Source organism: Aquamicrobium aerolatum DSM 21857, from assembly GCF_900113935.1.
In the GTDB taxonomy this organism is placed as follows: Bacteria; Pseudomonadota; Alphaproteobacteria; order Rhizobiales; family Rhizobiaceae; genus Aerobium; species Aerobium aerolatum.
Map to the genome: position 1 here is coordinate 43,193 of NZ_FORF01000008.1, position 24,436 is coordinate 67,628.

The 24,436-nt window shown below is 61.9% G+C and carries 27 protein-coding genes; 14 read left to right on the forward strand and 13 right to left on the reverse strand.

Annotation, left to right across the window (positions count from 1 at the left end; translation table 11 throughout):
* Positions 1-60: 60 nt before the first annotated feature.
* The 3 genes from BMZ42_RS08075 to BMZ42_RS08085 are packed head-to-tail and all read left to right on the forward strand — an operon-like array spanning position 61 to position 2,578.
* Complete coding sequence (locus BMZ42_RS08075) at positions 61-687, forward strand: DUF1285 domain-containing protein (protein WP_091520826.1); 627 nt, start codon at positions 61-63, stop codon at positions 685-687.
* A 14-nt stretch (positions 688-701) separates the two neighbouring features.
* On the forward strand, positions 702-1,319 hold the full coding sequence (locus BMZ42_RS08080) for a CoA pyrophosphatase (RefSeq protein WP_091520828.1): 618 nt from the start codon (positions 702-704) through the stop codon (positions 1,317-1,319).
* Positions 1,316-2,578, forward strand: coding sequence for a CCA tRNA nucleotidyltransferase (locus tag BMZ42_RS08085; protein WP_091520831.1), 1,263 nt, complete (start codon positions 1,316-1,318; stop codon positions 2,576-2,578). Before BMZ42_RS08080 ends, BMZ42_RS08085 begins: the two co-directional genes overlap by 4 nt.
* A gap of 9 nt (positions 2,579-2,587) precedes the next feature.
* On the opposite strand, the gene BMZ42_RS08090 is transcribed toward BMZ42_RS08085, so the two are convergent.
* From BMZ42_RS08090 to hemF, 4 genes are all read right to left on the reverse strand, one after another.
* Positions 2,588-2,773 (reverse strand): DUF1059 domain-containing protein, encoded by a 186-nt coding sequence (locus BMZ42_RS08090; protein WP_091520833.1) that lies wholly within the window; start codon positions 2,771-2,773, stop codon positions 2,588-2,590.
* 83 nt (positions 2,774-2,856) lie between these two features.
* Positions 2,857-3,066 (reverse strand): hypothetical protein, encoded by a 210-nt coding sequence (locus tag BMZ42_RS08095; RefSeq protein WP_139207892.1) that lies wholly within the window; start codon positions 3,064-3,066, stop codon positions 2,857-2,859.
* A 116-nt stretch (positions 3,067-3,182) separates the two neighbouring features.
* Complete coding sequence (locus tag BMZ42_RS08100; protein WP_139207894.1) at positions 3,183-3,935, reverse strand: alpha/beta hydrolase; 753 nt, start codon at positions 3,933-3,935, stop codon at positions 3,183-3,185.
* A gap of 273 nt (positions 3,936-4,208) precedes the next feature.
* The gene (gene hemF, locus BMZ42_RS08105) at positions 4,209-5,123 is read right to left on the reverse strand and encodes an oxygen-dependent coproporphyrinogen oxidase (protein ID WP_091520838.1); all 915 of its coding nucleotides are present in this window, start codon (positions 5,121-5,123) and stop codon (positions 4,209-4,211) included.
* A 125-nt stretch (positions 5,124-5,248) separates the two neighbouring features.
* Here hemF and BMZ42_RS08110 point away from each other — a divergent pair, with 125 nt between their 5' ends.
* Positions 5,249-5,506, forward strand: a complete 258-nt coding sequence (locus BMZ42_RS08110; RefSeq protein ID WP_091520840.1) for a hypothetical protein — start codon at positions 5,249-5,251, stop codon at positions 5,504-5,506.
* Here the strand turns inward: BMZ42_RS08110 and BMZ42_RS08115 are convergent.
* Positions 5,475-5,963 (reverse strand): tRNA (cytidine(34)-2'-O)-methyltransferase, encoded by a 489-nt coding sequence (locus BMZ42_RS08115; protein WP_091520842.1) that lies wholly within the window; start codon positions 5,961-5,963, stop codon positions 5,475-5,477. The genes BMZ42_RS08110 and BMZ42_RS08115 overlap by 32 nt on opposite strands.
* 340 nt (positions 5,964-6,303) lie before the next feature.
* Between BMZ42_RS08115 and BMZ42_RS08120 the strand changes: the two genes are divergently transcribed.
* The 7 genes from BMZ42_RS08120 (at position 6,304) to BMZ42_RS08150 (ending at position 14,194) form a co-directional block, all read left to right on the forward strand.
* Complete coding sequence (locus tag BMZ42_RS08120; protein WP_091520844.1) at positions 6,304-6,591, forward strand: hypothetical protein; 288 nt, start codon at positions 6,304-6,306, stop codon at positions 6,589-6,591.
* A gap of 24 nt (positions 6,592-6,615) precedes the next feature.
* Positions 6,616-8,472, forward strand: coding sequence for an ABC transporter ATP-binding protein (locus tag BMZ42_RS08125; RefSeq protein ID WP_091520846.1), 1,857 nt, complete (start codon positions 6,616-6,618; stop codon positions 8,470-8,472).
* A gap of 2 nt (positions 8,473-8,474) precedes the next feature.
* Positions 8,475-10,361, forward strand: coding sequence for an ABC transporter ATP-binding protein (locus tag BMZ42_RS08130; protein WP_091520848.1), 1,887 nt, complete (start codon positions 8,475-8,477; stop codon positions 10,359-10,361).
* Between the two features lie 299 nt (positions 10,362-10,660).
* On the forward strand, positions 10,661-11,224 hold the full coding sequence (petA, locus tag BMZ42_RS08135) for a ubiquinol-cytochrome c reductase iron-sulfur subunit (RefSeq protein WP_091520851.1): 564 nt from the start codon (positions 10,661-10,663) through the stop codon (positions 11,222-11,224).
* Positions 11,225-11,246: 22 nt separating this feature from the next.
* Positions 11,247-12,548 carry a cytochrome b gene (locus tag BMZ42_RS08140; RefSeq protein WP_091520854.1) on the forward strand — a complete coding sequence of 434 codons (1,302 nt, stop codon included), beginning with the start codon at positions 11,247-11,249 and terminating at the stop codon, positions 12,546-12,548.
* 28 nt (positions 12,549-12,576) lie between these two features.
* Positions 12,577-13,404, forward strand: coding sequence for a cytochrome c1 (locus BMZ42_RS08145; RefSeq protein WP_091520855.1), 828 nt, complete (start codon positions 12,577-12,579; stop codon positions 13,402-13,404).
* Positions 13,405-13,648: 244 nt separating this feature from the next.
* On the forward strand, positions 13,649-14,194 hold the full coding sequence (locus BMZ42_RS08150) for an adenine phosphoribosyltransferase (RefSeq protein WP_091521116.1): 546 nt from the start codon (positions 13,649-13,651) through the stop codon (positions 14,192-14,194).
* Positions 14,195-14,215: 21 nt separating this feature from the next.
* On the opposite strand, the gene BMZ42_RS08155 is transcribed toward BMZ42_RS08150, so the two are convergent.
* Entirely contained in the window at positions 14,216-14,605 is a 390-nt protein-coding gene (locus tag BMZ42_RS08155; protein WP_175556667.1) for an MAPEG family protein, read from the reverse strand.
* A gap of 155 nt (positions 14,606-14,760) precedes the next feature.
* Here BMZ42_RS08155 and BMZ42_RS08160 point away from each other — a divergent pair, with 155 nt between their 5' ends.
* Positions 14,761-15,951, forward strand: a complete 1,191-nt coding sequence (locus BMZ42_RS08160; RefSeq protein WP_091520859.1) for a GGDEF domain-containing protein — start codon at positions 14,761-14,763, stop codon at positions 15,949-15,951.
* 22 nt (positions 15,952-15,973) lie between these two features.
* Here BMZ42_RS08160 and BMZ42_RS08165 read toward each other — a convergent pair whose 3' ends face one another.
* The 7 genes from BMZ42_RS08165 to BMZ42_RS08195 all read right to left on the reverse strand — a co-directional run bounded on the left by BMZ42_RS08165 (position 15,974) and on the right by BMZ42_RS08195 (position 21,709).
* Positions 15,974-16,447 (reverse strand): MaoC family dehydratase, encoded by a 474-nt coding sequence (locus BMZ42_RS08165; protein ID WP_091520862.1) that lies wholly within the window; start codon positions 16,445-16,447, stop codon positions 15,974-15,976.
* Positions 16,444-16,911 carry a MaoC family dehydratase gene (locus tag BMZ42_RS08170; protein ID WP_091520864.1) on the reverse strand — a complete coding sequence of 156 codons (468 nt, stop codon included), beginning with the start codon at positions 16,909-16,911 and terminating at the stop codon, positions 16,444-16,446. Before BMZ42_RS08170 ends, BMZ42_RS08165 begins: the two co-directional genes overlap by 4 nt.
* Positions 16,912-17,086: 175 nt before the next feature.
* Complete coding sequence (gene ychF, locus BMZ42_RS08175) at positions 17,087-18,190, reverse strand: redox-regulated ATPase YchF (RefSeq protein ID WP_091520867.1); 1,104 nt, start codon at positions 18,188-18,190, stop codon at positions 17,087-17,089.
* A gap of 75 nt (positions 18,191-18,265) precedes the next feature.
* Positions 18,266-18,874: an exopolysaccharide biosynthesis protein gene (locus tag BMZ42_RS08180; protein WP_091520870.1), complete on the reverse strand. Its 609-nt coding sequence runs from the start codon at positions 18,872-18,874 to the stop codon at positions 18,266-18,268.
* 53 nt (positions 18,875-18,927) lie between these two features.
* On the reverse strand, positions 18,928-19,644 hold the full coding sequence (gene pth, locus BMZ42_RS08185; RefSeq protein ID WP_091520872.1) for an aminoacyl-tRNA hydrolase: 717 nt from the start codon (positions 19,642-19,644) through the stop codon (positions 18,928-18,930).
* 27 nt (positions 19,645-19,671) lie between these two features.
* Positions 19,672-20,280, reverse strand: a complete 609-nt coding sequence (locus BMZ42_RS08190) for a 50S ribosomal protein L25/general stress protein Ctc (protein WP_091520874.1) — start codon at positions 20,278-20,280, stop codon at positions 19,672-19,674.
* 232 nt (positions 20,281-20,512) lie between these two features.
* Positions 20,513-21,709, reverse strand: a complete 1,197-nt coding sequence (locus tag BMZ42_RS08195) for an MFS transporter (protein ID WP_091521118.1) — start codon at positions 21,707-21,709, stop codon at positions 20,513-20,515.
* A 198-nt stretch (positions 21,710-21,907) separates the two neighbouring features.
* Here BMZ42_RS08195 and BMZ42_RS08200 point away from each other — a divergent pair, with 198 nt between their 5' ends.
* The gene (locus tag BMZ42_RS08200; RefSeq protein ID WP_091520877.1) at positions 21,908-22,762 is read left to right on the forward strand and encodes an AraC family transcriptional regulator; all 855 of its coding nucleotides are present in this window, start codon (positions 21,908-21,910) and stop codon (positions 22,760-22,762) included.
* Positions 22,763-22,825: 63 nt separating this feature from the next.
* Positions 22,826-24,400, forward strand: a complete 1,575-nt coding sequence (locus tag BMZ42_RS08205; RefSeq protein ID WP_091520879.1) for an ABC-F family ATP-binding cassette domain-containing protein — start codon at positions 22,826-22,828, stop codon at positions 24,398-24,400.
* Positions 24,401-24,436 lie beyond the last annotated feature (36 nt).

Sequence of the window (24,436 nt, forward strand, 5' to 3'; positions counted from 1 at the left end):
GCTCAACTTAAAACACTCAACAAGGCTGACAAGCGCGCCAACAGTGACTATTTCGTGACGATGACCATGGATCAGGAAGACCGTTCACAAGGATCGAGCACCACCGATACGGCAGGCCTCGAAGCATTGATCGCACGTGCCGCGCGCGCAGGGAAAGGCTTGCCGCCGGTCGAGCGTTGGAACCCTTCTTTCTGCGGTGATCTCGACATCGAGATCAGGAGCGACGGCACATGGTTCTATATGGGCACCCCGATCGGACGGATGCCGCTGGTGCAGCTGTTTTCCAGTGTTCTGCGCAAGGATGACGACGGCGAGACCTATCTTGTGACGCCCGTCGAGAAGATCCGTATCCGCGTCGAAGATGCGCATTTCATCGCGGTTGAGGTCGATACGCGCATGGTCTCGGACGAACAGGTGCTGACCTTCCGCACCAATGTCGGCGATGTGGTCGAGGCAGGCCCTGACAATCCGATCCGCTTCGTCGAAGATAAGGAAACTGGAGGGCTGAAGCCATATCTTCTGGTGCGCGGACGCCTTGAGGCGCTGGTTGCCCGTTCGGTGATGTACGAGCTTGCGGAGCTTGGCGAAGAAATGGACGTCGACGGCAAGCTGATGTTCGGTGTGCGCTCCAACGGCGCACTTTTTCCGATGATGCCTGTCGATGAACTGGAAAGACTGAGCAATTGATTTCGCATGCCCCGATGGGCCACCGTTTTTCTGCCAGTGATTTCCGTGACCGTGTCCGCCGCTTGTCGGCGGCTGACGGGTCTGTCGATGGCGATCATACGCTGAACCCGGATATGCAGGAACTGCTTGCGCAAATGAAATTGCGCGACGCGGCGGTGCTGATTCCGGTGGTTGATTATGGCGATCACACGCGCATGATCCTGACCAAGCGCACCGAGAAGCTGCGCTCGCATTCCGGGCAGATTTCCTTTCCCGGCGGGCGCATCGACGCGACGGACCCGACACCGGAATTCGCCGCCATGCGCGAAGCTGAAGAAGAGATCGGGCTCACCCCGGATTACGTCGATGTCGTCGGACGGATGCCTGACTACGTCTCCGGTTCCGGCTTTCGCATCGCACCTATTCTCGCCGTTGTCCGGCCCGGATTTTCGTTGAAGATCAACGAGGACGAGGTGGATGACGCGTTTGAAGTGCCGTTGGGTTTCCTGATGGATCCGGCAAACCATAATCGCGAAAGCCGTATCTGGCAGAACCGCGAGCGCTATTTCTACACCATGCCTTTCGGTGAACGGTACATCTGGGGCATCACTGCGGGCATCATCCGCAACCTCTATGAAAGGCTTTATGCGTGAGTGATGTTTCTATCGCCGACAGGGTAGACTGGCTGAACGCGCCCGGTTTGCAGGCATTGCTCGCGGCGTTGTCTGCCGAGGGGCACGAGGCGCGCATTGCGGGCGGGGCGGTGCGCAACGCGCTGCTGGGCGCTGCCGTCAGTGATGTCGACATTGCCACCACCACCACACCCGACGAGACCGAGCGCCGCGCGCAGGCCGCAGGTTTCCGCACCGTCCCGACCGGCAAGGAGCACGGCACCATTACCGTGATCGTCGACGGGCGCGGCTATGAGGTCACCACCTTGCGGGCCGATGTCGAGACCAATGGCCGTCATGCGCGCGTCGTCTTCGGCACAGACTGGCAACAGGACGCCGAACGCCGCGACTTTACGATCAACGCGCTCTATGCCACCGCGACCGGTGAGGTGATCGACCTTGTCGGCGGGCTGGCCGATCTTGAAAGCCGGACCTTGCGGTTCATTGGCGATGCGGAGCAGCGCATTCGCGAGGACTATCTGCGCATTCTGCGCTTCTTCCGCTTTTTCGCCTGGTATGGCGGCGGACGCCCGGATGCTGATGGGTTGCGCGCCTGCGTACGGTTGAAGGATGGTCTGGCGGGGCTTTCCGCTGAACGGGTCTGGTCGGAGCTGCGCAAGCTTCTCGCGGCCCCCGATCCGTCGCGCGCCTTGTTGTGGATGCGGCAGTCGGGCGTGCTGACCGCCATTCTTCCCGAAAGCGAAAAATGGGGCATCGACGCGATCCATGGGCTGGTCGCGGCAGAGCGCGATCTTGGCTGGACGCCTGATCCGATGCTGCGGCTGGAAGCGATCCTGCCGCCGGATGAAGCGCGAATGGCCATTCTTTCCAAGCGCTTGCGCCTTTCGAATGCCGACGCTGCACGGCTTGCTACCTGGGCGATGACGTCGCCAATCAGCGATAAGACGGGCGATGCCGCGTTCCAGAAGATGATATATCGCGGTGACGTTCAGGGCATCGAGGATTGGCTGCGGCTGGCGCTGGCTTCCTCGCGCACCCGCGCCGACCAGGACATGGCCGCGCTCACGGAAGCGGGCGGCTATTCAAGGCTGCTGCGACTGCTGGGAGAATGGCAGCGTCCGGTGTTTCCGGTGAAGGGTGGCGATCTGGTTTCGCTTGGTGCAGCGCAGGATCGACGCCTTGGCGAGACGCTGAAAGCCCTTGAAGATGAATGGGTTGACGGTGGTTTTCAACTCGAGCGCGACGCGCTGCTGGCGCGCGCCGCTCAGTTGATGGGCTGACCGCTAGGGTCAGGCGTTCTCGCGGTGGTTGGTGACGCGGGAGCGGATGGCCTCGACCATCGTTTCCCGGATGACGGTCTCGCCGTGGGTTTCACGCATGTGTTCGACGGCGCGGCGCATCACTTCGGCTTCTTCCGCATGACGCGTCTGCCATTGGCAACCGGGAACCAGCGATCCGCATTGAAATTCCTTCATCGGAGTCTCCCTTCATTGGCGCAGTTCAGTGGACGCCAATGAAATCAATATAGAGCGGCTTCGATCAAACAGCCAATGCGCTGTTACAGCGATGCGCCGGTGGCGGCTGCTGAATCGCCGCTGGGAGAACGGTCGCGGGTTCGGAATTCCTGGGTGAAGTCGGTCTTGCCGGTCAGCTTGCGCTCATACTGGGCACGTGTGTAGCCGGGAGGCGGGTCGCCACGGAAAGCCGGTCCGGATGAAGAGCATCCGGCGAGCAAGCCAAGTGACATTAATGCAAGTGCATATCTCATTTCACGCTGCCTTGAGAAGTAATTGTTTTCGCTGACGTTATCAGCTTTCGGCGCGAAAGTGTCCATGAATTTGTCCACAACGGCAATTCAGAAGGCAAAACGCAGGCAAAATTTGGCTAGCGTCCGGCGTTACCGAGCCATTCCGCGACGATCCGGACATCCTCTTTTCCAAGCCCGTGATCCGAGCCGATCACACGGGCGTCGACACGCGCGCCGCAACTGCGAAGACGGTCGGCAAGTTTCGGGGCAAACGGAAAATACAGCGTGTCGCGCTCGCCGGCGATGGTCAGGATGCGGGTTTGCGAAAGATCGACTTTCGGCGCGTCCTGCAGCACCGGCATGGCGCGCAAAAGAACAGCGCTTCGAACAAGGTCGGGATGCAACTGCGTCAAGGCGGCGATCAGATTGGCGCCGTTGGAGTAGCCGAGAAACGTCACATTCGACAGGTCGAGCCGGTTTTCCGTTGCGAGGGTATTGAGAAACTTGACGAAGGCGTCTGCCTCGGTGCGCACGTCGGTCTGGTCGAACTCGGTTGCGGTGATGCGCTTGTACCAGCGTTTGACGCCATCCTGGACGATGCGGCCACGAATGCCGATGAGCGTGGCGTCAGGTGCGATGGCCTCCGCGAGCGAGGCGAGGGTGGTTTCATCCCCACCCGAGCCATGCAGCATTATGATGGTCCGGCCACTGGGATTGGTCGGACGAAAGAGACGATGGATGAAGGGAGTTTCGGGAACTGCCTTGTCGAGCGAAACAGCGGCGCTCTTGAGCATCGCGGCAGTGACCGCGGTGTCGGAGGACGGCACGGCGGCCGCCGATATGGTGAGGGCAAGGCTCATGACGAGCGCAAGTGGGGTGCGGGACAGCATGACGCAATCCTGATGGTTAAAGTTTTACTGAAACCTTACCGTCGCCACGACGAGATTGCCGGTGATGTCGCCTTGCAACACCGCAGAAGTCCCGCCGTACGAGCCGGAAAGCCTCTCTCCAAAGCGCGGGCGGTATATCGTCAATATTTCAAGCCGTCACGATGCGTGAGGGCGGACGCAGATCACATCTTTGTGTCCGTTACGTCATGTCCAGGAAACAGGCCGGTGTTGCGACCGGCCTTCCTCGATCTTGTCATGTGCGGTGACGCGGCCTTACGGCCATTTGACCTCTGGCGGCAGGCTCGAAAGGATCGAGTTGACGTTGCCGCCGGTCTTGAGGCCGAAGATGGTGCCACGGTCGTGCAGGAGGTTGAACTCGACATAGCGTCCGCGACGGATGAGCTGTTCTTCGCGGTCCGCTTCGGTCCAGTTCTCGTTGAAGTTCTTGCGCACGAGGTGGTTGTAGACGACCTGGAAGGTGCGGCCGACATCCTGCGTGAAGCGGAAGTCCGCATCCCAGCCGCCGCGTTCTTCGGGGGTCTTCAGCCAGTCATAGAAGATGCCGCCGACACCGCGCGGTTCGTTGCGATGCGAGAGGAAGAAATATTCGTCGCACCACTGCTTATAGCGGTCATAGTCGGCAACGCTCGGGTGCTTCTGGCAGACGAAGCGCATCGACTTGTGGAAAGCCTGCGTGTCGGGATCTTCCTGGGTGCGACGCCGGTCGAGAACCGGCGTCAGATCCGCGCCGCCACCGAACCACTGGCGGGTGGTGACAACCATGCGCGTGTTCATGTGGACCGCTGGAACGTGCGGGTTCTGCGGGTGGGCGATCAGCGAGATGCCGGACGCCCAGAAACGCGGGTCTTCGGACGCGCCGGGAATCTGGGTGCGGAATTCCGGCGAGAATTCGCCATAGACGGTGGAGACGTGGACGCCGACCTTTTCGAAGACGCGGCCATGCATCATCGACATGACGCCGCCGCCGCCTTCGCCTTCGTGGCGCTGCCACGGCGTGCGCTCGAAGCGACCGGGCGACCAACTGGACAGCGGGCCTTCGAGATCATCCTCGATCTTTTCGAAAGTGTCGCAGATGCGATCGCGCAGTTCTTCAAACCACGCCTGAGCGATGGCCTTTTTTTCCTCGATATTGTCGGGCAAACCGGCGGGCAGTTCGGGGCGTTGCATTCACAGCTCCATAAAGCCGTCAGACCGAAAACGACCGGTCAGCGGACAAAGGGACTCGTCAAGTTGTGCGCTGATCCCTAATCTGTTGAGACAAAGGGTCAAGGATTTTCAGGGTATATAAGCCGATGCGCCTGCCTGCGAAACCACCTTTCGAAAGTTTGAAGCGGAGCCTCGACAAAAGCCGGGCCGGCTTCGGACGTCAGGCGCGCGACGGGTTCCTGCGCGAAACGTTCAAGCTGCCCCGCGACGACGCACGCGCCAAGGCACGCGAGTGGTTCGACCGATGGCCGCGCCAGGCCTACTGGACCGAGATCGAAAGCTGGTGCGAGCAGCCCGGCGACGTGATCGAGTTCACGATCCGGCGGCTGCCGACCGCAGATTGACCTGCCGCAAGGCTTCACCAGCCGTCATCGCCGCAGACAGCGCCAGATTGAGGCTGCGGGCGCCGGGACGCATGGGAATGAGCAATCGCGCATCGGCTGCTGCGTGCACATTGTCCGGGACACCCGCCGATTCGCGACCGAAGAGAAGAATATCCCCGTCGCGAAACTCGCAATGGGTATAGGGCTGGGCAGCGCGCGTCGTCATGAGGAGGAGCCGGCGGCCCTCGCTGCGGCGCTGCGCGTCGAAAACGTCCCACGAAATGTGGCGGGTGAGGGCGGCCATTTCCAGATAGTCCATGCCAGCGCGCTTGAGGGCGCGGTCAGACATGTCGAACCCGGCGGGCTCGATGATGTCGACGCCAAGGCCGAGGCAGGCGGCCATGCGCAGGATCGTGCCGGTATTGCCGGGTATGTCCGGTTGATACAGCGCGATACGGATGGGCGGTTGCGGGGTCATGGGCGATTGTTCTCTTCGGTGCCGGTTCACGCGTGTCATGCACCCGCAGGGCGGCGATCTCAACTGGCTGCCACTGTTGCCACAGAATCACAAGATGGCGGGTTTGCTGATATTGGCGGTTGCTTCGGGTGGCATTTGCGCGGTTTCGAGGATATAAAACGCCATCTCAACCCAACCGCAGGAGGCAGAGATGGACTTTGTGATTTCGACGCCACTCATGCACATGCGCGATAAGCGCCTGTTCTGACTGCGGTTTCGGTTCGACCCCAGAATTTTCAGATCTGAAATTTGGTCGCGATTCCGCCGGAAGCATACTTCCGAATTGAAGGAATTCTGACCGATGACATCCGAGAAGAAAAACGCCGGGCGCGTCAGCCCGTTTCACCTTTCCGCTCCCGACACTGCAAAATCTGTACTGAGCGCGACAATTGCGTCTCCTGCTGACACAAGCCTGTCAGCAGCGTTCAGGCATGTGATTGGGCGCGGGCAGACCGAGTCGCCATTTGCGAATGCTGGTGCGAGCCCTGTTCAGGACTTTGCCCGGCACCCCAAGGCAGACCGGGCCGGCAAGCCGCTATCGAGCGCCCCACGCAAGAATCACATCGGGCCGCGCAGCGGCCACAAGTGACACGATTTTAGAAAAGACTTCGCCATGTATCGCTGGTTTGAATCACTGCTCAATCCATTTCCGCCCGAAGAGCCGGTGGAGCCGCCGAAGACTTTGGTGGCATTTTGCATGCACTACACCAAGGGGTCGTGGCCGCTGATCATCATTTCGGCGATCCTGACCGCGATTATCGCGCTGACCGAAGTGTGGATGTTCGGCTTTCTCGGCAATGTCGTCGACTGGCTGTCGGCGCATGACCGCGAGACGTTTCTGCAGATCGAACGCTGGCGGCTCGCCGGCATGGCGCTGGTCGTGCTGGTGCTGCTGCCATCGGTCGTGCTGTTCAATTCGTGGCTGAACCATCAGGCGCTGTTCGGCAATTTTCCGATGCGGATTCGCTGGCAGGTGCATCGTTATCTGCTGAAGCAGTCGATGACGTTCTACCAGGACGAATTTGCCGGGCGTATTGCCACCAAGCTGATGCAGACGGCTTTGGCGGTGCGCGAATGCGTCATCAAGCTGATCGACGTTTTGAACTATGTCATCGTCTATTTCATCGGCGTGCTCTGGCTCGTCGGGTCGGCCGACTGGCGGCTGGCCGTGCCGCTGGTGGTGTGGCTCGGCGCCTATCTGGTCTTGCTGCGCTATTACATTCCGCGGCTGGGCAAAGTGTCGGAACAGCAGGCCGATGCGCGCTCGGTGATGACCGGGCGGGTGGTCGACAGCTACGCCAATATTCAGACGGTCAAGCTGTTCAGCCATGCCCAGCGCGAAGCGTCCTTCGCCAAGGAGGGCATGGAGGACTTTCTCGGCACCGTGCATCGGATGATGCGCCTTGTCACCGGGCTCTATGGCACGCTGTATTTTCTCAATTCGGTGCTGCTTGCCAGTGTCGCCGCCATCGCCATCTGGCTGTGGCTTGGAGCTGCGATCAGCATTGGCGCGGTTGCGGTGGCGCTTGGTCTGGTGCTGCGCCTGTGGGGCATGTCGCAGTGGATCATGTGGGAAGTGTCGGCGCTGTTTGAGAATATCGGCACGGTGCAGGATGGCATCCGCTCGATCTCGATGCCGCGACTGGTCGAGGACAAGCCGGGGGCGAAGGATATTGTCGTGCCGCGCGGCGAGATCGTCTTCGACGGAGTCAAGTTCCACTATGGCAAGAAGCGCAGCATCATCGAGGACCTGTCGCTGTCGATCAAGCCCGGCGAGAAGGTCGGGATCGTCGGGCGCTCAGGTGCGGGTAAGTCGACGCTGGTCAATATTCTGCTGCGTTTTTACGATGTCGAGGGTGGCAGGGTCACCATTGACGGGCAGGACATTTCGGGCGTGACGCAGGATTCGCTGCGCGGCCATATCGGGGTGGTGACGCAGGACACGTCGTTGCTGCACCGCTCGCTGCGCGACAATATCCGCTATGGCCGGCCAGATGCGTCGGACGAGATGGTGATCGAGGCGGCGCGGCGCGCCGAGGCGCTGGAGTTCATCGGTACGCTCTCCGATCCGACGGGGCGCAAGGGGTTGGATGCGCATGTCGGCGAGCGGGGCGTCAAGCTTTCCGGCGGACAGCGCCAGCGCGTGGCGATTGCGCGCGTGATGCTGAAAGATGCGCCGGTGCTGATCCTCGACGAAGCAACGTCTGCGCTTGACTCCGAGGTCGAGGAGGCGATCCAGCAGAACCTCTATCGGCTGATGGAGGGCAAGACGGTGATCGCGATTGCGCACCGGCTTTCGACCATCGCGGCGATGGACCGGCTCGTCGTCATGGACAAGGGGAAGATCATCGAAGAGGGTACGCATGACGAGCTTCTGACCACGGGTGGCCTATATGCCCAATTGTGGCAGCGGCAATCGGGCGGGTTCCTGCTCCACGATGACAGCGAGAAGGACGTCGCAGCCGAATGAGCATGGCCGATGAGGAGCGCAAAGACGACGGATTTGCCGAGCGCATCTGGCGCAAGCCGGAAGGCGTCATCGAACCGTTTGCCGACACCGAACGGGAGGTGCTGCCGCGCGATGCGTGGCAGTTCATCCTGTTTTTCGCGCGGCAGGCGAAGGGACCGTTCATCCTGCTCCTGATCGTCGGCGGCCTTTCGGGCGCGGTCGATGCGGCGCTCTACTGGTCGCTTGGCTGGCTGATCGATCTTCTGGAAAAGTCGTCGCCATCGCAGCTGCTCGCCGACCATTGGCAGGCGCTGGCGGCGTTTCTGGTGCTGGTGCTGGTCATTCGCGCGGCGGTGATGATCTTCAACGCCGTCGTCGAGCAACAGATCATCGTGCCGAGCTTCTACCAGCTGGTGCGCTGGCAGTCGTTCCGGCGGGTGATCGAACAGCCTTATTCGTTTTATCAGAATGACTTCGCGGGAAGAATTGCCACGAAGATTCTGCAAGGCGGGGAGGCGACCGGCGACTTCATCGTCTCGACGCTGCAGACGATGTGGAGCTTTCTGGCGTTTCTCGTTCTGGCCGGCACGATCCTCGTGATGCTCGACCCGATGCTGGGCGTGCTGCTTGCGGTCTGGCTGGTGGCCTATCTCGGCGCGGCCTGGCTGTTGCTGCCGAAATTGCGCGCGGCAGGACGGCGCTCGGCGGATGAACGCTCGATCCTCAATGGCCGGCTGGTCGACGCCTTCACCAACATCATGGCGGTGAAGCTGTTCGACAGCGGCCATCGCGAGAACGATTATGTGCGCGACGGCATGGAGCGATATCTCGATGCGGTGAAGGCGCTGACGCGCTCCATCACCAGCGTGCGCTCGGCCGTGGCGATCCTCAACGGCTTCATGATGGCGGGCGTGTTCTGGCTGGCGATCCGCGGCTGGATGAACGGCAATGCCACGACCGGTGAGATTGCCGCCGCGATGGGGCTGGTGTTCCGCCTCAACCAGATGTCGGGCTACATGATGTTTAACATCAACGGCCTGATCCGCTCCTTTGCCACGGTGCAGGATGCGACCGGCACGATTTCGGTGAAGCCGGAGCTGCGCGACAAGCCGGGTGCAAAGACGCTTGCGCGGGTCAAGGGCGATCTGCGCTTCGACAATGTCAGCTTCCACTATGGCAAGCCGGGCGGGGTGATCGAGAGCCTCGACCTGAATATCCGCCCCGGTGAGCGGGTGGCGCTGGTGGGCCCGTCAGGCGCGGGCAAGACGACGCTGGTCAACCTTGCGCTGCGGCTGTTCGACATCGAGAGCGGGCGCATCCTGCTCGACGGCACGGATATTCGCGACGTAACGCAGGCCTCGCTGCGGGCGCAGTTCGGTGTGGTGGCGCAAGACCCGCTGCTGATGCATCGCTCGATCCGAGACAACATCGCCTATGGGCGTCCCGGCGCGACCAATGAAGAGATAGTCGAGGCGGCCAAGCGCGCGGCGGCGCATGAGTTCATCCTTGGCGCGAGCGATCCGAAAGGGCGGATGGGCTATGACGCGCATGTCGGCGAGCGCGGGGTGAAGCTCTCCGGCGGCCAACGCCAGCGAATCGCCATTGCCCGGATGATGCTGAAGGACGCGCCGATCCTGATCCTCGATGAAGCGACATCGGCGCTCGATTCCGAGGTCGAGGCGGCGATCCAGGAAAACCTTGCGCGGCTGATGGACGGAAAGACGGTTGTCGCCGTCGCGCATCGCTTGTCGACCATTGCGGCGCTCGACCGGCTTGTCGTCATCGACAAGGGCAAGATTGTCGAGGAAGGCACGCATGAGCAGCTGATCGCGCGCGATGGTCTTTATGCACAATTGTGGCGGCGACAGTCCGGCGGCTTCCTTGCGTCAAACCTGCAGAGCGCCGAGTGAGGGACGAAGCTAGGCGGCCTGTCGGGCGGGGCGTGCGCCGGCACATCGGCGCGGTCTGGACGCCTGACGTGCGCTGCGGAAGCATGAAGTTGTGGCTATCCACCGCGACAATCTGCCCTCACCATATCGTGATACTGGACAATCGCTGGCAGCGCGCATAGAAACCACACCCAAATGCAGGGGGAATCCGCCAGCCGTCGCCAGCTTGCTATGCATCGGACGAGGGTGGTGTACAGAACGTATGTTCTAGTCTGGTAGATTCCTTTCAGGCTAAAGTGAGGCGAAAGGATCCTGTGCCCGTGAGCGCGAACGAAACGATCGAGCATAACCGCCGAGATTTTCTCTACATCGCAACTGCGATGACTGGCGTCGTTGGCGCCGGCGCAGTCGCTTGGCCCTTCATCGACCAGATGCGTCCTGACGCATCGACGCTGGCTCTTGCCACGATCGAGGTCGATATTTCTTCCATCGAACCCGGCATGTCGGTGACGGCGAAGTGGCGCGGCAAGCCGATCTTCATCCGCAACCGCACGGAAGCCGAGATCGAAGAAGCCAAGGCGGTCACCGTGGCCGATCTTCCCGATACCAACGCACGCAACGCCAATCTCGGCGCCGATGCTGCTGCAACCGACGTCGATCGCTCGGCTGGTGAAGGCAAGGAAAACTGGATCGTCATGATCGGTTCCTGCACCCATCTGGGTTGCGTGCCGCTTGGCCAGGCCGGCGACTTCGGTGGCTGGTTCTGCCCGTGCCATGGCTCGCACTACGATACGGCAGGCCGCATTCGCAGTGGCCCGGCACCGGAAAACCTGCATATTCCGAACTATGAATTTATCTCCGATACGGTCATCAGGATCGGTTGAGGGAAAGAGAGAGCTTTAGACCATGAGCGGTGGACACTCGACCTATTCGCCTACGACCGGCCTCGGACGCTGGTTCGACACGCGCCTGCCAATTCCGCGGCTGGTGCATGATTCGTTCATTTCCTACCCGGTGCCGCGTAACCTCAACTACGCCTACACCTTCGGTGGCATCCTGGCGCTGATGCTGGGCGTGCAGCTGATCACCGGTATCGTGCTTGCCATGCATTATTCGGCCTCGACGCAGCTGGCGTTCGACTCGGTCGAAAAGATCATGCGCGACGTGAACTCGGGCTGGTTGCTGCGCTACCTGCACGCCAACGGCGCATCGATGTTCTTCGTTGCGGTCTATATCCACCTCTTCCGTGGTCTCTACTATGGCTCCTACAAGGCGCCGCGCGAGATCATCTGGGTGCTCGGCTGCATCATCTACCTGTTGATGATGGCAACGGCATTCATGGGCTATGTGCTGCCATGGGGTCAGATGTCCTTCTGGGGCGCGACCGTCATCACCGGCTTCTTCACCGCCATTCCGGTGGTCGGCGAGTGGGTGCAGACGTTGCTGCTGGGTGGTTTCGCGGTTGATAACCCGACCCTGAACCGCTTCTTCTCGCTGCACTATCTGCTGCCATTCATGATTGCTGGCGTCGTGGTGCTGCACATCTGGGCTTTCCACATCACCGGCCAGACCAACCCGACCGGCATCGAAGTGAAGCACAAGACGGATACCGTTCCGTTCACGCCTTACGCGACGATCAAGGACGGCTTTGCGATGATCGTGTTCGTCGCGCTGTTCGCCTACTTCGTGTTCTACATCCCGAACTTCATGGGCCATGCCGACAACTACATCCCGGCTGACCCGCTGAAGACGCCTGCTCACATCGTTCCGGAATGGTACTTCCTGCCGTTCTACGCGATCCTGCGCGCGATCACCTTCAGCATCGGGCCGATCGACTCGAAGCTCGGTGGCGTCCTGGCAATGTTCGGCGCGGTCCTGATCCTGTTCGTCGTGCCATGGCTCGACACATCCAAGGTGCGCTCCGCCGTTTACCGTCCATGGTACAAGCTGTTCTTCTGGCTGTTCCTGGTCAACGCGGTGTTCCTCGGCTGGCTCGGCTCGCGCCCGGCAGAAGGCATCTACATCGCGCTGATGCAGGCTGCGACGGCATTCTACTTCGGCTTCTTCATCATCATCATGCCACTTCTTGGCCTGATCGAGACGCCACGTCGTTTGCCGAACTCGATCACCGAGGCAGTGCTCGAAAAGAAGAAGAAGGGCTCCGCTTCTGCGCAAACCGCAGCAGCAGCCACGGAAACCCAGGGCTGAGCGGCTTCAGGCAGACAAGGACTTGAACATGAATTCTTTCATCAAGGGATTGGCGGCATTCGGTATCGCCCTCGGCGTTGCCACTTCCGCCCAGGCTGCTGAATACCCGCTCGTCAAGCCGGTCGAGCAGGACTGGACCTTTGCCGGACCGTTCGGAACCTACGACAAGGGACAGCTGCAGCGGGGCCTCAAGGTCTATCGCGAAGGCTGCGCAGCCTGCCACGGGCTGACCCGCGTCGCTTTCCGCACGCTCGCGGACCTCGGATATTCGGAAGCGCAGGTGCGTTCACTTGCCGCCGAATATGAGGTCAATGACGGCCCGAACGCAGATGGCGAGATGTTTGACCGCGCGGCGCTGCCGTCGGACTACTTCCCGTCGCCATTCGCCAACCCGGAAGCAGCAGCTGCCGCCAACAACGGTGCTGCCCCGCCAGACCTGTCGCTGATTGCCAAGGCGCGTGCGGTGGAGCGTGGCTTCCCGACCTTCGTCTTCGACATCTTCACCCAGTATGCCGAGAGCGGCCCGGACTATGTCTATTCGCTGCTGACCGGCTACCAGGATGCGCCCGAAGGCTACAACCAGCAGCCGGGCACCCACTACAACCCGCACTTCCTGTCGGGCACGTCGCTGTCGATGCCGAACCCGCTCTCGGACGGCCAGATCAGCTATGACGACGGCTCGCCGGAAACGGTTGACCAGTATGCGCATGACGTCGCGGCGTTTCTGATGTGGGCGGCTGAGCCGCACCTGGAAGCACGCAAGCACATGGGCTTCAACGTGATGGTGTTCCTGATGCTCTTCGGCGCACTGGTCTACCTGACCAAGCGCAAGGTGTGGGCGAACGTCGACCACTAGAGCATCGGACCGAAAACTGTACACGGTTTTCGGATTATTCCGATGCTCATTCAAAGTGTTAGAGCGTCCTTTGTGCGTCCAATTGGACGCACGGCGCTCTAAGGGAAAAGCATCGGTTGGGTGAGAATTTCGGCCTGATGCTCCCGTCGAAAGACGATCAAAGATTGGGGGCGGCTTCGAGCCGCCCTTTTCTTTTTTGACTGCCGCAGCACATGATGGACTGACCAGAACCGGAGTGAAGTCGGTGAAATCCACACTCGAACAGACCCTGCTATCCGCCATCCGCACCATTCCGGACTATCCCAAGCCGGGCGTCCTGTTTCGCGACATCACGACGATGCTGGGCGATGCCCGCGCGTTTCGCCGTGCCGTCGACGAACTGGTGCATCCTTGGGCCGGAACCAAGATCGACAAGATTGCCGGGATCGAAGCGCGTGGCTTCATTCTCGGGGGCGCGGTTGCGCACCAGATGTCGGCCGGGTTCGTGCCGATCCGCAAGAAGGGCAAGCTGCCGCACGACACCGTGCGCGTCGCCTACAGCCTCGAATATGGCATCGACGAGATGGAGATGCACAAGGACGCGATAGCGCCCGGCGAGCGGGTGATCCTGATCGACGACCTGATCGCCACCGGGGGCACCGCTGAAGCCGCTGTGAAGCTTCTGAAGCAGATGGGCGCGGTGATCGAAGCGGCCTGCTTCGTCATCGACCTGCCGGACCTTGGCGGGCGCGCCAAGATCGAGGCGCTCGGCGTGCCGGTGCACACGCTGATTTCGTTCGACGGCGATTGATCCGGCGGGCGCTCGTGCCCCTCAGATGAGGGCGGGTACGAGCGCAATGACGAGAAGCAGGATGCCGATCATCGCGACGCCATAGGCGTAGGACCGCCACGGCGACAGCGCCTTCATGTAGCAATAGTGATGGGCGATGCGGCCGGCGATGTAGAGCAGGCCGCCGACATGCACCAGCGTCCCATCGACGCCCTTGATGACCAGCAGCAGCGCGACCGTCAGGAAGATCGGCAGCGTTTCCTGAAAATTCGCCAAAGCGCGGCGTGCACGACCCAGTTCCACGCTCGGCTCAGGCAGGTCGTCGCGCGTGCCGATCTGATCGGTAGAGCCGACCTGTTTCGTCAGCAGCGTACCGGTGAGAAGCGCCTGAAACAACAACAGGGCGAGCGCGGCGAGAATGTACCAGACCATTTGGATATCCATTGCTTGGGGTGAACCTGTAAGCTGCTTGCAAGCAAGGCAGCGGCGCGCGGAATAATTGCAATTTCTCGGCGCCGATTCATCCTTTGTTTTGGCGGAGCAAATATTGAGCGGGAAAGAGCGGGCGGAACGGGTAGGAAACGGGCATGCCGAATCTTGACTTCATGACACTCTACGTCGTCATATTCCTCACATCCCTGACCGTTGCAATCGTCTGGGGCGCGTTTACGCTGCGCTACAAGAAGCAGATCGCGCCGCGATACTGGCTGGCGGCCTGTCTGCTGTCGCTCGTCGGCGGCATCGTGCTTGCCATCCAAGGCAATGCCGGCTCGCTGGCTCCGGCGGTGATTGGCAACAGCATCATCGTCTACAGCTTCATGCAGTTCTGGGTCGGGTTGCGGCGCTTTTCGGAGCGGGGCGGCGGACAGGCGCACGCGGTGGCGGTGACGGCGGTCGCGCTCTGCCTGATGGTGCTGTTCCACGACAATGACCGGGCGCGCAGCATGGTCTATGCCGGCGGCCAGGCGTCGGTGATGCTGCTGTGCAGCGTCACGTTGCTGCGCATGCGGCCACTGGGCATCGGCGGGGCGGTGGCGGGCGGCGGCTTTCTGATCGCGCTCTTCGGGCAGCTGGCGGTCATCGGCGGCAATGCCGGGGTGATGACGGGCGCGCTGCCATATGACCGCTTCTACACGCTTGCTTCCTATGCTCTGATGTGCACGATCTTCACGGCAAGCATCTGGAACCTCGGTTTTGCGGTGATGCTGATCGAGAAGTTGCAGGACGAGCTTGCCAGATTGTCGGAAACCGACGACCTGACCGGACTTGGCAATCGTCGGGCCTTCACGCGGCGGCTGGCGGAAGTGCACCGGCATGCCAGCGCAGCGGGCGAGCCCTATGCGGTGATGATGGCCGACATGAACGGCTTCAAGCAACTCAACGACACCCACGGTCACGCGGCGGGCGACCGGGCGCTGGTCGAGGTGGCGCGGATCATGAAGTCATGCGCAAGGCGTTCGGATGTCGTGACACGCATTGGCGGGGACGAGTTCTGCCTGATCCTGCCTGCGACCGGCGAGCGCGATGCACAGCGGGTGCTCCAGACCATCCGGCAGCGGATCGACGCCTATAGGTTCAGGGTCGGCGATGGCGAGCTGGCGCTGGCTGCGGCGATCGGGGTGGCCGAATGGGCGCCGCAGAGCGAACTCGGCGCAGCCGCCGTGGTCGCAGCCGCCGACCGCAAGCTTTACGAGCAGAAGGCGGATCCGGCAAAAGCGCGGGTCGTGGGCAAGCAACAGCATCTGAGAGCCGTGTCAGTGGCCGAAGCCGACCACTGACCAAACTTGCCGGGCAGGGCGGTTACCGGCCTGCCTTGACCAGCACGACGCTTTCGAACTCGATCACCTTGTCGTTGCGCGAGTCAAAGGCTTCGCAGATGAGCGTGACGATGCGCCAGCCGGGGCGCGAGGTGAGCGCGCGATGCGACACCGCGCGGCGCGTGAAGGTGATGGTCTCGCCGGCATAGACGGGCTTGAGCCATTTCAGGTTCTGAAAACCGGGCGAGGGACCGAACTCCGGCGCTTCGCCTTCGCCGGTCCAGGGCATTTCGCCAGCATCCTCGCGCGCGGCCAGATTGTACTTCATCCACGTGGCGGCAGTGTGCCAGCCGGACGCGCACAGGCTGCCGAAGACGCTCGACTTTGCCTCCTCTTCGTCCATGTGGAAGCGCTGGGGATCGTATTTGGCGGCAAAAGCCTTGATCGCTTCGGGCGTGAAAGTGTGCGAACCCAGCGTGATGGTTTCGCCAAGGCGAAGATAGGTGTCGAGGCTCATGCCGCAGCTCCCACGTTGCGCTTGAGGAACATGCCGACGTTCTGAAGCTCGGTGACGACGACGCCATGCTGGTTCTTCAGCTCATGGCGCACGGTGACGAAGCCAAGGCCGGGACGGGAGGCCGACTCGCGCATGGCGGTGATCGTGCTGGTGCCGTAGAGCGTGTCGCCTGCGAGGATCGGCTTCTTCCACCGCACATAATCCATGCCAGGGGAGCCCTGAGAGGTGGAGTCGAGCAGGAACGCGTCGCACATCATGCGCATGAATATGCAGCAGGTGTGCCAGCCGGAGGCGGACAGGCCGCCAAGAATGCTGGCCTTGCCGGCTTCCTCGTCGAGATGCATGGGCTGCGCATCGAACTCGCTGGCAAATTCGATGATTTCCTCGGCGGTGACGTGCTTCGTGCCCAGATCGATGACCGCGCCGATGGCGAAGTCCTCGTAAGCCCATTTCTTCTCGTTCATTGCAAATCCTGTTCGATCATTTGCCGGGCAGATTAGACCGGGCACAGGCATATGCAACAGGGCTGATGGCCCGTGACGGTAGGGCTGTTCCGCTTTTGCCAGAGTGGCGGAATAGCTCTACCTTTTGTTTCTGCGCAGTTTCGCTGAAATTGCTCCAGCGCCACGGCCAATCGGATCAGACGTTGAACTTGAACAGGAGAACGTCGCCGTCCTGGACGACATATTCCTTGCCTTCGTCGCGCGCCTTGCCGGCTTCCTTGGCGCCGACTTCACCGCCCAGCGTGACATAGTCATTGTAGGCGATGGTCTGCGCTCGGATGAAACCGCGTTCGAAGTCGGTGTGGATGACGCCGGCGGCCTGCGGAGCCTTGGCACCTTTCTCGACGGTCCAGGCGCGCGTTTCCTTCGGCCCGGCGGTGAAATAGGTGATGAGGTCGAGCAGTTCGTAGCCAGCGCGGATGAGGCGGTCGAGGCCGGCCTCTTCCAGACCCATCTCGTCGAGGAATTCCTTGGCTTCCTCGTCGGGAAGCTGGGCGACTTCCGCCTCGATGGCCGCCGAGATGATGACGGAGCGCGCGCCCTGCGACGTCGCCATGTCGGCGACAGCCTTGGTGTGTTCGTTGCCGGTCGAGGCTTCAGCTTCGGCCACGTTGCAGACGTAGAGCACCGGCTTGGAGGTCAGCAGGTTAAGCCCTTGCAGGATCTTGAGATCGTCGAGGGCGATGTCCTTGAGCATGATGCGGACCGGCTTGCCGTCCTGCAGCAAGGCGAGAGCCTGCTCCATGACCGGCAGCACCGCCAGCGATTCCTTGTCCTTGGCACCGGCGCGCTTGCGGGTCTGGATGACGCGGCGCTCAAGGCTCTCAAGGTCGGAGAGCATCAGCTCTGTTTCGACCGTCTCGGCGTCGGCGACCGGATCGATGCGGCCTTCGACATGGGTGATGTCATCATCTTCGAAGCAGCGCAGGACGTGGACGATGGCGTCGACTTCGCGAATATTGGCGAGGAACTGGTTGCCGAGGCCTTCGCCCTTGGACGCGCCGCGCACGAGGCCGGCAATGTCGACAAAGGAGATGCGCGTCGGGATCAGTTCCTTGGATCCGGCGATGTTGGCAATCGCCTGCATGCGCGGGTCTGGAACCGCCACCTCGCCGGTGTTCGGCTCGATGGTGCAGAACGGGTAGTTGGCGGCCTGCGCGGCCGCGGTCCTCGTCAGCGCGTTGAAAAGCGTCGATTTACCAACGTTGGGCAAACCAACGATGCCGCATTTGAAACCCATGGTGTGATCCTATCGGGAGACCGAAATTTGCCTAGGGCTATGCGCAACGGGGACCGGATCGTCAACCCCTTGGCATCAAGTCGCGACGTTCCACAGCAGGTAGGCGGCGGCTCCAAGGATGGTCAGGCCGAAAATTGCCAGCAATCCGTCGCGCGCCAGAACGGCAAGGCCAAAGAGCGTGATCGACCCGCCGATGATCGTTGCCGACATCGGCACCAGTTCGAAGAACGGGACGAGCAGCGACAGAGCGATGATGAGCGCCGCCCACAGACGGTCCGCCGGTGCATCGACAAGGAAAGACAGGCGCGGGCGGGTCATCGCGTCGATGGCGCGTGCGGGGCGGGTCAGGAAGTCGACCGAGCGCTCGACATGGCGGGACTGCATCTTCTGGCGCAGGATGAATTGCGGCAGCCACAATTGCTTGCGCCCGATCAGCATCTGGAGCGCGATGGTGACAATGATGATGGCGCAGATGGTGCCAAAGCCAAAGATTGCGGTGGCGGGCGAGACCATCAGCAGCGCGGGCACCAGCATCAGCGGCGCAAAGGCATCGTCGCCGATCTTGTCGACAATGTCCTCCACCGAGGTGTGGTGTTCTTCACCAGCAGCCTCTTCGACGCGTCCGAGCACGTCTTCGATCGATTCCGGCTCGTTGCCGGGTGTCAGGGGGCGGGGGTCCGGCATGGTCCTGCGAAGACGCGTCCGGGCGGATTTCGTTCCATCCGCGTCGGGCGTCGTCACCCCTTGTTGCCGAACAGCTTGCGCAGCATGTCGGCCATCGGCCCACTCTCGGGCGCTTTGATGGCGGGCGCCTGCGGACGGGCCTGGCGGATATGGCTTTGTGCTTTTGGCGCTGATTTCTTCGGTGCGGGTGCTTCCGGTTCGGTGCCGCGAACGGCAAGCGTGACCTTGTTCATGAAGCCATTGTCATCGCCGCGCACGAGATAGTCGGCGTCGGACGCGATGGAGTCGAGCAGCGGGTCGAGCCAGACCTGATCGGCCTTGGAAAAGTCGCCAAGCACATGCGGCATGACCATTTCCTTGACGCCCGGATGGCCGATGCCGATGCGCACGCGGCGGTAGTCCTTGCCGCAATGCGCGTCCATGGAACGGATGCCGTTATGGCCGCCGGCACTGCCGCCGACCTTGACGCGTACCTTGCCAGGGGCAAGGTCGAGCTCGTCGTAGAGCACGACGACATCAGAGGCGGGGATCTTGTGGAAGCGCATGGCTTCGCCGACAGACTGACCGGAAAGGTTCATGAAGGTCTGGGGCTTGAGCAGCAGCACCTTCTCGTCATTGAGGCGACCCTCGGCGATGAGGCCCTGGAACTTCTTCGACCAGGGAGAGAAGGAGCGGCGGCGGGCGATAGCGTCCACCGCCAGAAAACCGACATTGTGCCGGTTGTTCTCATATTTGGGGCCGGGATTGCCGAGGCCGACAAGTAGCAGCATGGAACGACGCTCCCGGCCGAAAGGCGATTACTCGCTTGCTTCTTCGGCGGCTTCTTCGCCTTCTTCAGACTTGAGGCCAGCAGGAGCAGCGATGGTCGCGATGGTGAAGTCGCGGTCGGTGATGGTCGGCTCGACGCCTTCCGGCAGCTTGACTGCGGAGACGTGAATGGTGTCACCGATTTCGGTGCCTTCCAGGTCGACTTCGATGGCATCCGGAATCGAGTTGGCAGCAACGATGGCTTCGATCTCGTGACGCACGATGTTCAGCACGCCGCCGCGCTTGATGCCAGCCGACTTCTCTTCGTTGAGGAAGCGAACCGGGATCTGCACGGTCACCTGCGTGTTCTTGGAAACGCGCAGCAGGTCAACGTGGATCGGGAAGTCGCGAACCGGATCCAGCTGGTAGTCCTTGGGGAGAACCTGGATCTTCTTGCCGTCAACGACGATCGTGGCGATGGTGGTTTTGAAACCGCCGCCGTGAATCTTGTAGTAGACGTCCTTGTAGTTCAGGGCGATCGACAGCGGAGCCTGCTTGTCGCCGTAGATTACTGCAGGGACCATACCGTTGCGACGCAGTTCACGGGCGGACCCCTTACCGACCCGGTTGCGAAGCTCGGCCTTGAGTTCGTAGCTCATGGCATTTCCTTTCGTTTGTATTTGGAGCGCCTGAGAACCGTGGTCCCCAAACGTCGAAAGCGGCGTTCCAGGCGGAAGCCGCTCCCCACCGCATTGCCTCCAAGGGTGTCTACGCGGGTGGCGCTCCTATAGCGGAAGTGACTTAGCGGCGCAAGGCAGCTACGGGCCCGCAAAACGACGGAAATGATCGCTTTGAGGCCCGGTTGTTGCATGTTTTCCGCACTGCCGGGTGCTAGCGCCGCAGATCCCGCATATTGGGCAGCAGAATCGTCAGGAGGCCCAGGAACGGCAGGTAGGAACAGACCTGGTAGACCCACTCGATGCCGTTGCGGTCGGCAAGGACGCCGAGCACCGCGGCCGCAATTCCGCCCATGCCGAACGCAAAGCCGAAGAACACGCCGGCAATCATGCCGACGCGGCCCGGCACCAGTTCCTGTGCAAAGACGACGATCGCCGGAAATGCGGAAGCCAGGATTACGCCGATGATGAAAGACAGCACGCCGCTCCAGAACAAATCGGCATAGGGCAGGGCGAGCGTGAACGGCAAGACGCCGAGGATCGAGAACCAGATGACGGCCTTGGAGCCGATGCGGTCGCCGAGCGGGCCGCCCAGCACCGTGCCGAGCGCCATCGCGCCGAGGAACAGGAACAGCATCATCTGCGCCGACTGGACGTCGAGGTCGAATTTTTCGATCAGGAAGAAGGTGTAATAGCTGGAGACGCTGGCGGTGTAGATGTTCTTGGTGAACACCAGCAATGCAAGCACCACGAGCGCGACGACGACGCGGTTGCGCGGCAGGGGCAGCGTGAGGTCGACCGGGCCGCGTCCGGCATTTGCCGCCGTGAAGCGACTATACCAGTTGCCGACCTGATGCAGGATGATGATGCCCAGCAGGGCGAGGACGCAGAACCAGGCGACGCTTGCCTGCCCGCGTGGCACGACGATGAACGCGGCCAGGAGCGGGCCGATGGCGCTGCCGAAATTGCCGCCGACCTGAAACAGCGATTGCGCAAGGCCATAGCGTCCGCCAGAGGCAAGCCGCGCCACGCGCGAGGATTCAGGGTGGAAGATTGCCGAGCCGATGCCGATCAGCGCCGCGCCGCACAAAAGCAGCGTGTAGGAGGAGGCGTAGGCAAGCATCAGCAGGCCGATCAGGCTGGAGGCCATGCCGATGGGCAGCGATTGCGGCATCGGACGCCTGTCCGTGTAGAGCCCGATGGCAGGCTGCAACAGCGATGCGGTGATCTGGAATGTCAGGGTCAGCAGACCGATCTGCCAGAAGTCGAGCGCGTAGTCTTCCTTCAGCATCGGATAGATCGCCGCCAAAAGCGACTGCATCACGTCGTTGATCATATGGCACAGGCTGACCGCCAGGATCACCGGAAACACGGTCGTCTGTACGGAAGGGCGCGACGCACCAGCAGTCATGTCGGTCAAGACAGCAATCCTTTCAAGCGGCTTCACCGGAAGCGGAGATGCGGGTGAAGCCGGAAATTGTGCAGAAGCGTGGAAGCAGCGCATTCGGCGCGAGATGCTCCCAGTCTACCACGCTTGCATACGCGCATTGTATGTAGTCGTCCTTTGTGGTTTGGTCGATTTCTTTCGCGATTGGGCCAAACTGCACCGATGACGAGCGATATCAACGCAACGCTGGCGACAAGGCTGGAATGGATCGACAGCGCCAAGGGCGATGTCATCGCGCTGGCGACCGACTATGCCGACGGGACGCGCATTCCGGCGCACCGTCACGGGCGCGCGCAAATGCTGTTTCCGTTTCGCGGCACGGTGATGATTTCCACCGGGCAGGGCCGCTGGATGGTGCCGCCCGATCATGCGATGTGGATACCCACGGGGGTGGAACATGCGGTTGAAATGCTCGGCATGGTGCAGATGCGCTCCGTCTATGTTGCGCCGGATGCAAGCGCCGGTCTGCCGGACGATCTGCGGGTGCTGGCTGTCAACGGATTGATGCGCAGCCTGGTGATCGAGGCGGTGCAGACACGAACGATGGATGCGGACGCGCGCGCGCATGCCGTGATGCAGTTGATGCTGCTGGAAATGGCGCGGCTGGAGCCGCGCCCGTTCGCGCTGCCGTTTCCGGCCGATCCACGGTTGATGAAATTGTGCAGGGCGTTCATTGCAAAGCCCAACGCGGAAGCGCCGATTGACGAATGGGCGGATCGTGCGGGGATGAGCCGGCGCAGTTTCACCCGCGCGTTTCAGCGCGAGACCGGCCTGAGCCTGTCCGTCTGGCGACGGCAGGCGGTGTTGCTGGCGGCGCTGCCGCTTCTGGCGCGGGGCAAGACCGTGACGGAAGTGGCGCTGGGGCTGGGTTATGAAAGCGCGCCGGCATTCACGACGATGTTTCGACGCATGCTGGGCGTCGCGCCGCGCACCTATCTGCGGCAGGGCGGGCGCACGCAGATGTTTGCATCGCAGCCGCCAGAGGCTATAGAGGGACCGAAACCAGCACAGGAGTGACCCCGATGAACGATGCAAAGCGCGCTAATTTCGCCCTTTCTGCATCCCTGTTCGCGGTGTCCCATGTCGTTTCTCTCTGCTCACGGACTTTCATTTCAGCTTCCTGACGGACGTCTGCTTTTCGAAAATATCGATCTTGCCTTCGGGGCCGAGATAACCGGCCTTGTCGGGTGCAACGGCGTCGGCAAGTCGTCGCTGATTTCGCTGCTGGCGGGCGTGGCACAGCCGACCACAGGCACCGTGCGCAGGTCGGGCAAGATCGCGCTCTTGCGCCAGATGGCGCATGTGCGCGACGACGAAACCGTGGCAGGGCTGTTCGACGTTGAGGCGCAACTTGCCCGGCTGACCCGGATCGAGGCAGGCGTGGCAGATGATGACGATCTGGCTGAGGCCGACTGGACCCTTCAAGCGCGTTTCGAAAAAGCGCTGACGGATGTCGGGCTGGAGGGCGTGGCATTTGACCGGCTTCTGGTGACGCTGAGCGGGGGGCAGCGCACACGCGCGGCGCTGGCCGCACTCGCATTCCACGAGCCCGACCTGATCCTGCTTGACGAGCCTTCCAACAATCTCGACCGCGACGGGCGGCAGGCGCTTTACGATTTTCTCGACCGCTGGCGGGGCGGGGCGGTGATCGTCAGCCATGACCGGGAATTGCTGGCGCGGATGGACCGGATCATCGAACTGTCATCGCGCGGGACGCGGATCTATGGCGGCAATTTCGACGCCTATCAGGCGCAGCGCGATGCGGAACGCGCGGGCGCGGAAAAGGCGCTGGAGAGCGCCGAGCGGATGATGCGGCAGAAGGAACGCGCGGCGCAGGAGGCGAGGGAGCGGCAGGCAAGGCGTGCGTCAGCAGGCCGCGAAAGCCGGGCGGGAAGTTCCGACCCAAAGATATTGCTGGATGCCCGCAAGGAGCGGGCGGAAGCCACGACCGGGCGGGTCGACCGGCTGGCGGAGCGGCTGGAAGCGGACGCACGTGAGGCGCTGGAGCGCAGCAGCGATGCAGTCGAGCGCCGGACGCCGTTCACGGCGGGGATGAGCGGGGCGCAGGTTCCAGCCGGCAAGGTGCTGGTGGAAGCACGCGCGCTTGCCATCGGTCACGCGAATGGAGGCGTGCTGAACCTTGTCGACCTGACCATTGCCGGGCCGGAGCGCGTGGCAGTGAGCGGGCGCAACGGGGCGGGCAAGTCGACGCTTCTCAAAACGCTGGCGGGGCTGCTGCCGCCTCTGGGCGGAACGCTGCAGGTGCATGCGCGCATTGCCTATTTCGACCAGCAGGTCAGCCTGTTGCAGGAGGATGCATCGATCCTCGACAATTATCGCCGCATCAATGCGGGGGCGAGCGACAATGAATGCCGGAGCGCTTTGGCGCGCTATGCGTTTCGCGCGGATGCTGCGTTGCAAATGGTGTCGACCCTTTCGGGAGGGGAAAGGTTGCGTGCAGGGCTTGCCTGCGTGGCGGCGGGAAAAAGCCCACCTGAAATGCTGATGCTGGACGAGCCGACAAACCATCTTGATCTTGAGTCTGTTGCCGAGGTGGAGGCAGGGTTGCGGGAGTTTGGCGGCGCGCTGCTGGTGATCAGCCACGACGAGACATTTCTGGAGAACATCGGTATCGAGCGTCGACTCGCGCTGTAGCGACAGCTGTCATCAGCATGTCACCGGCATGTGGTG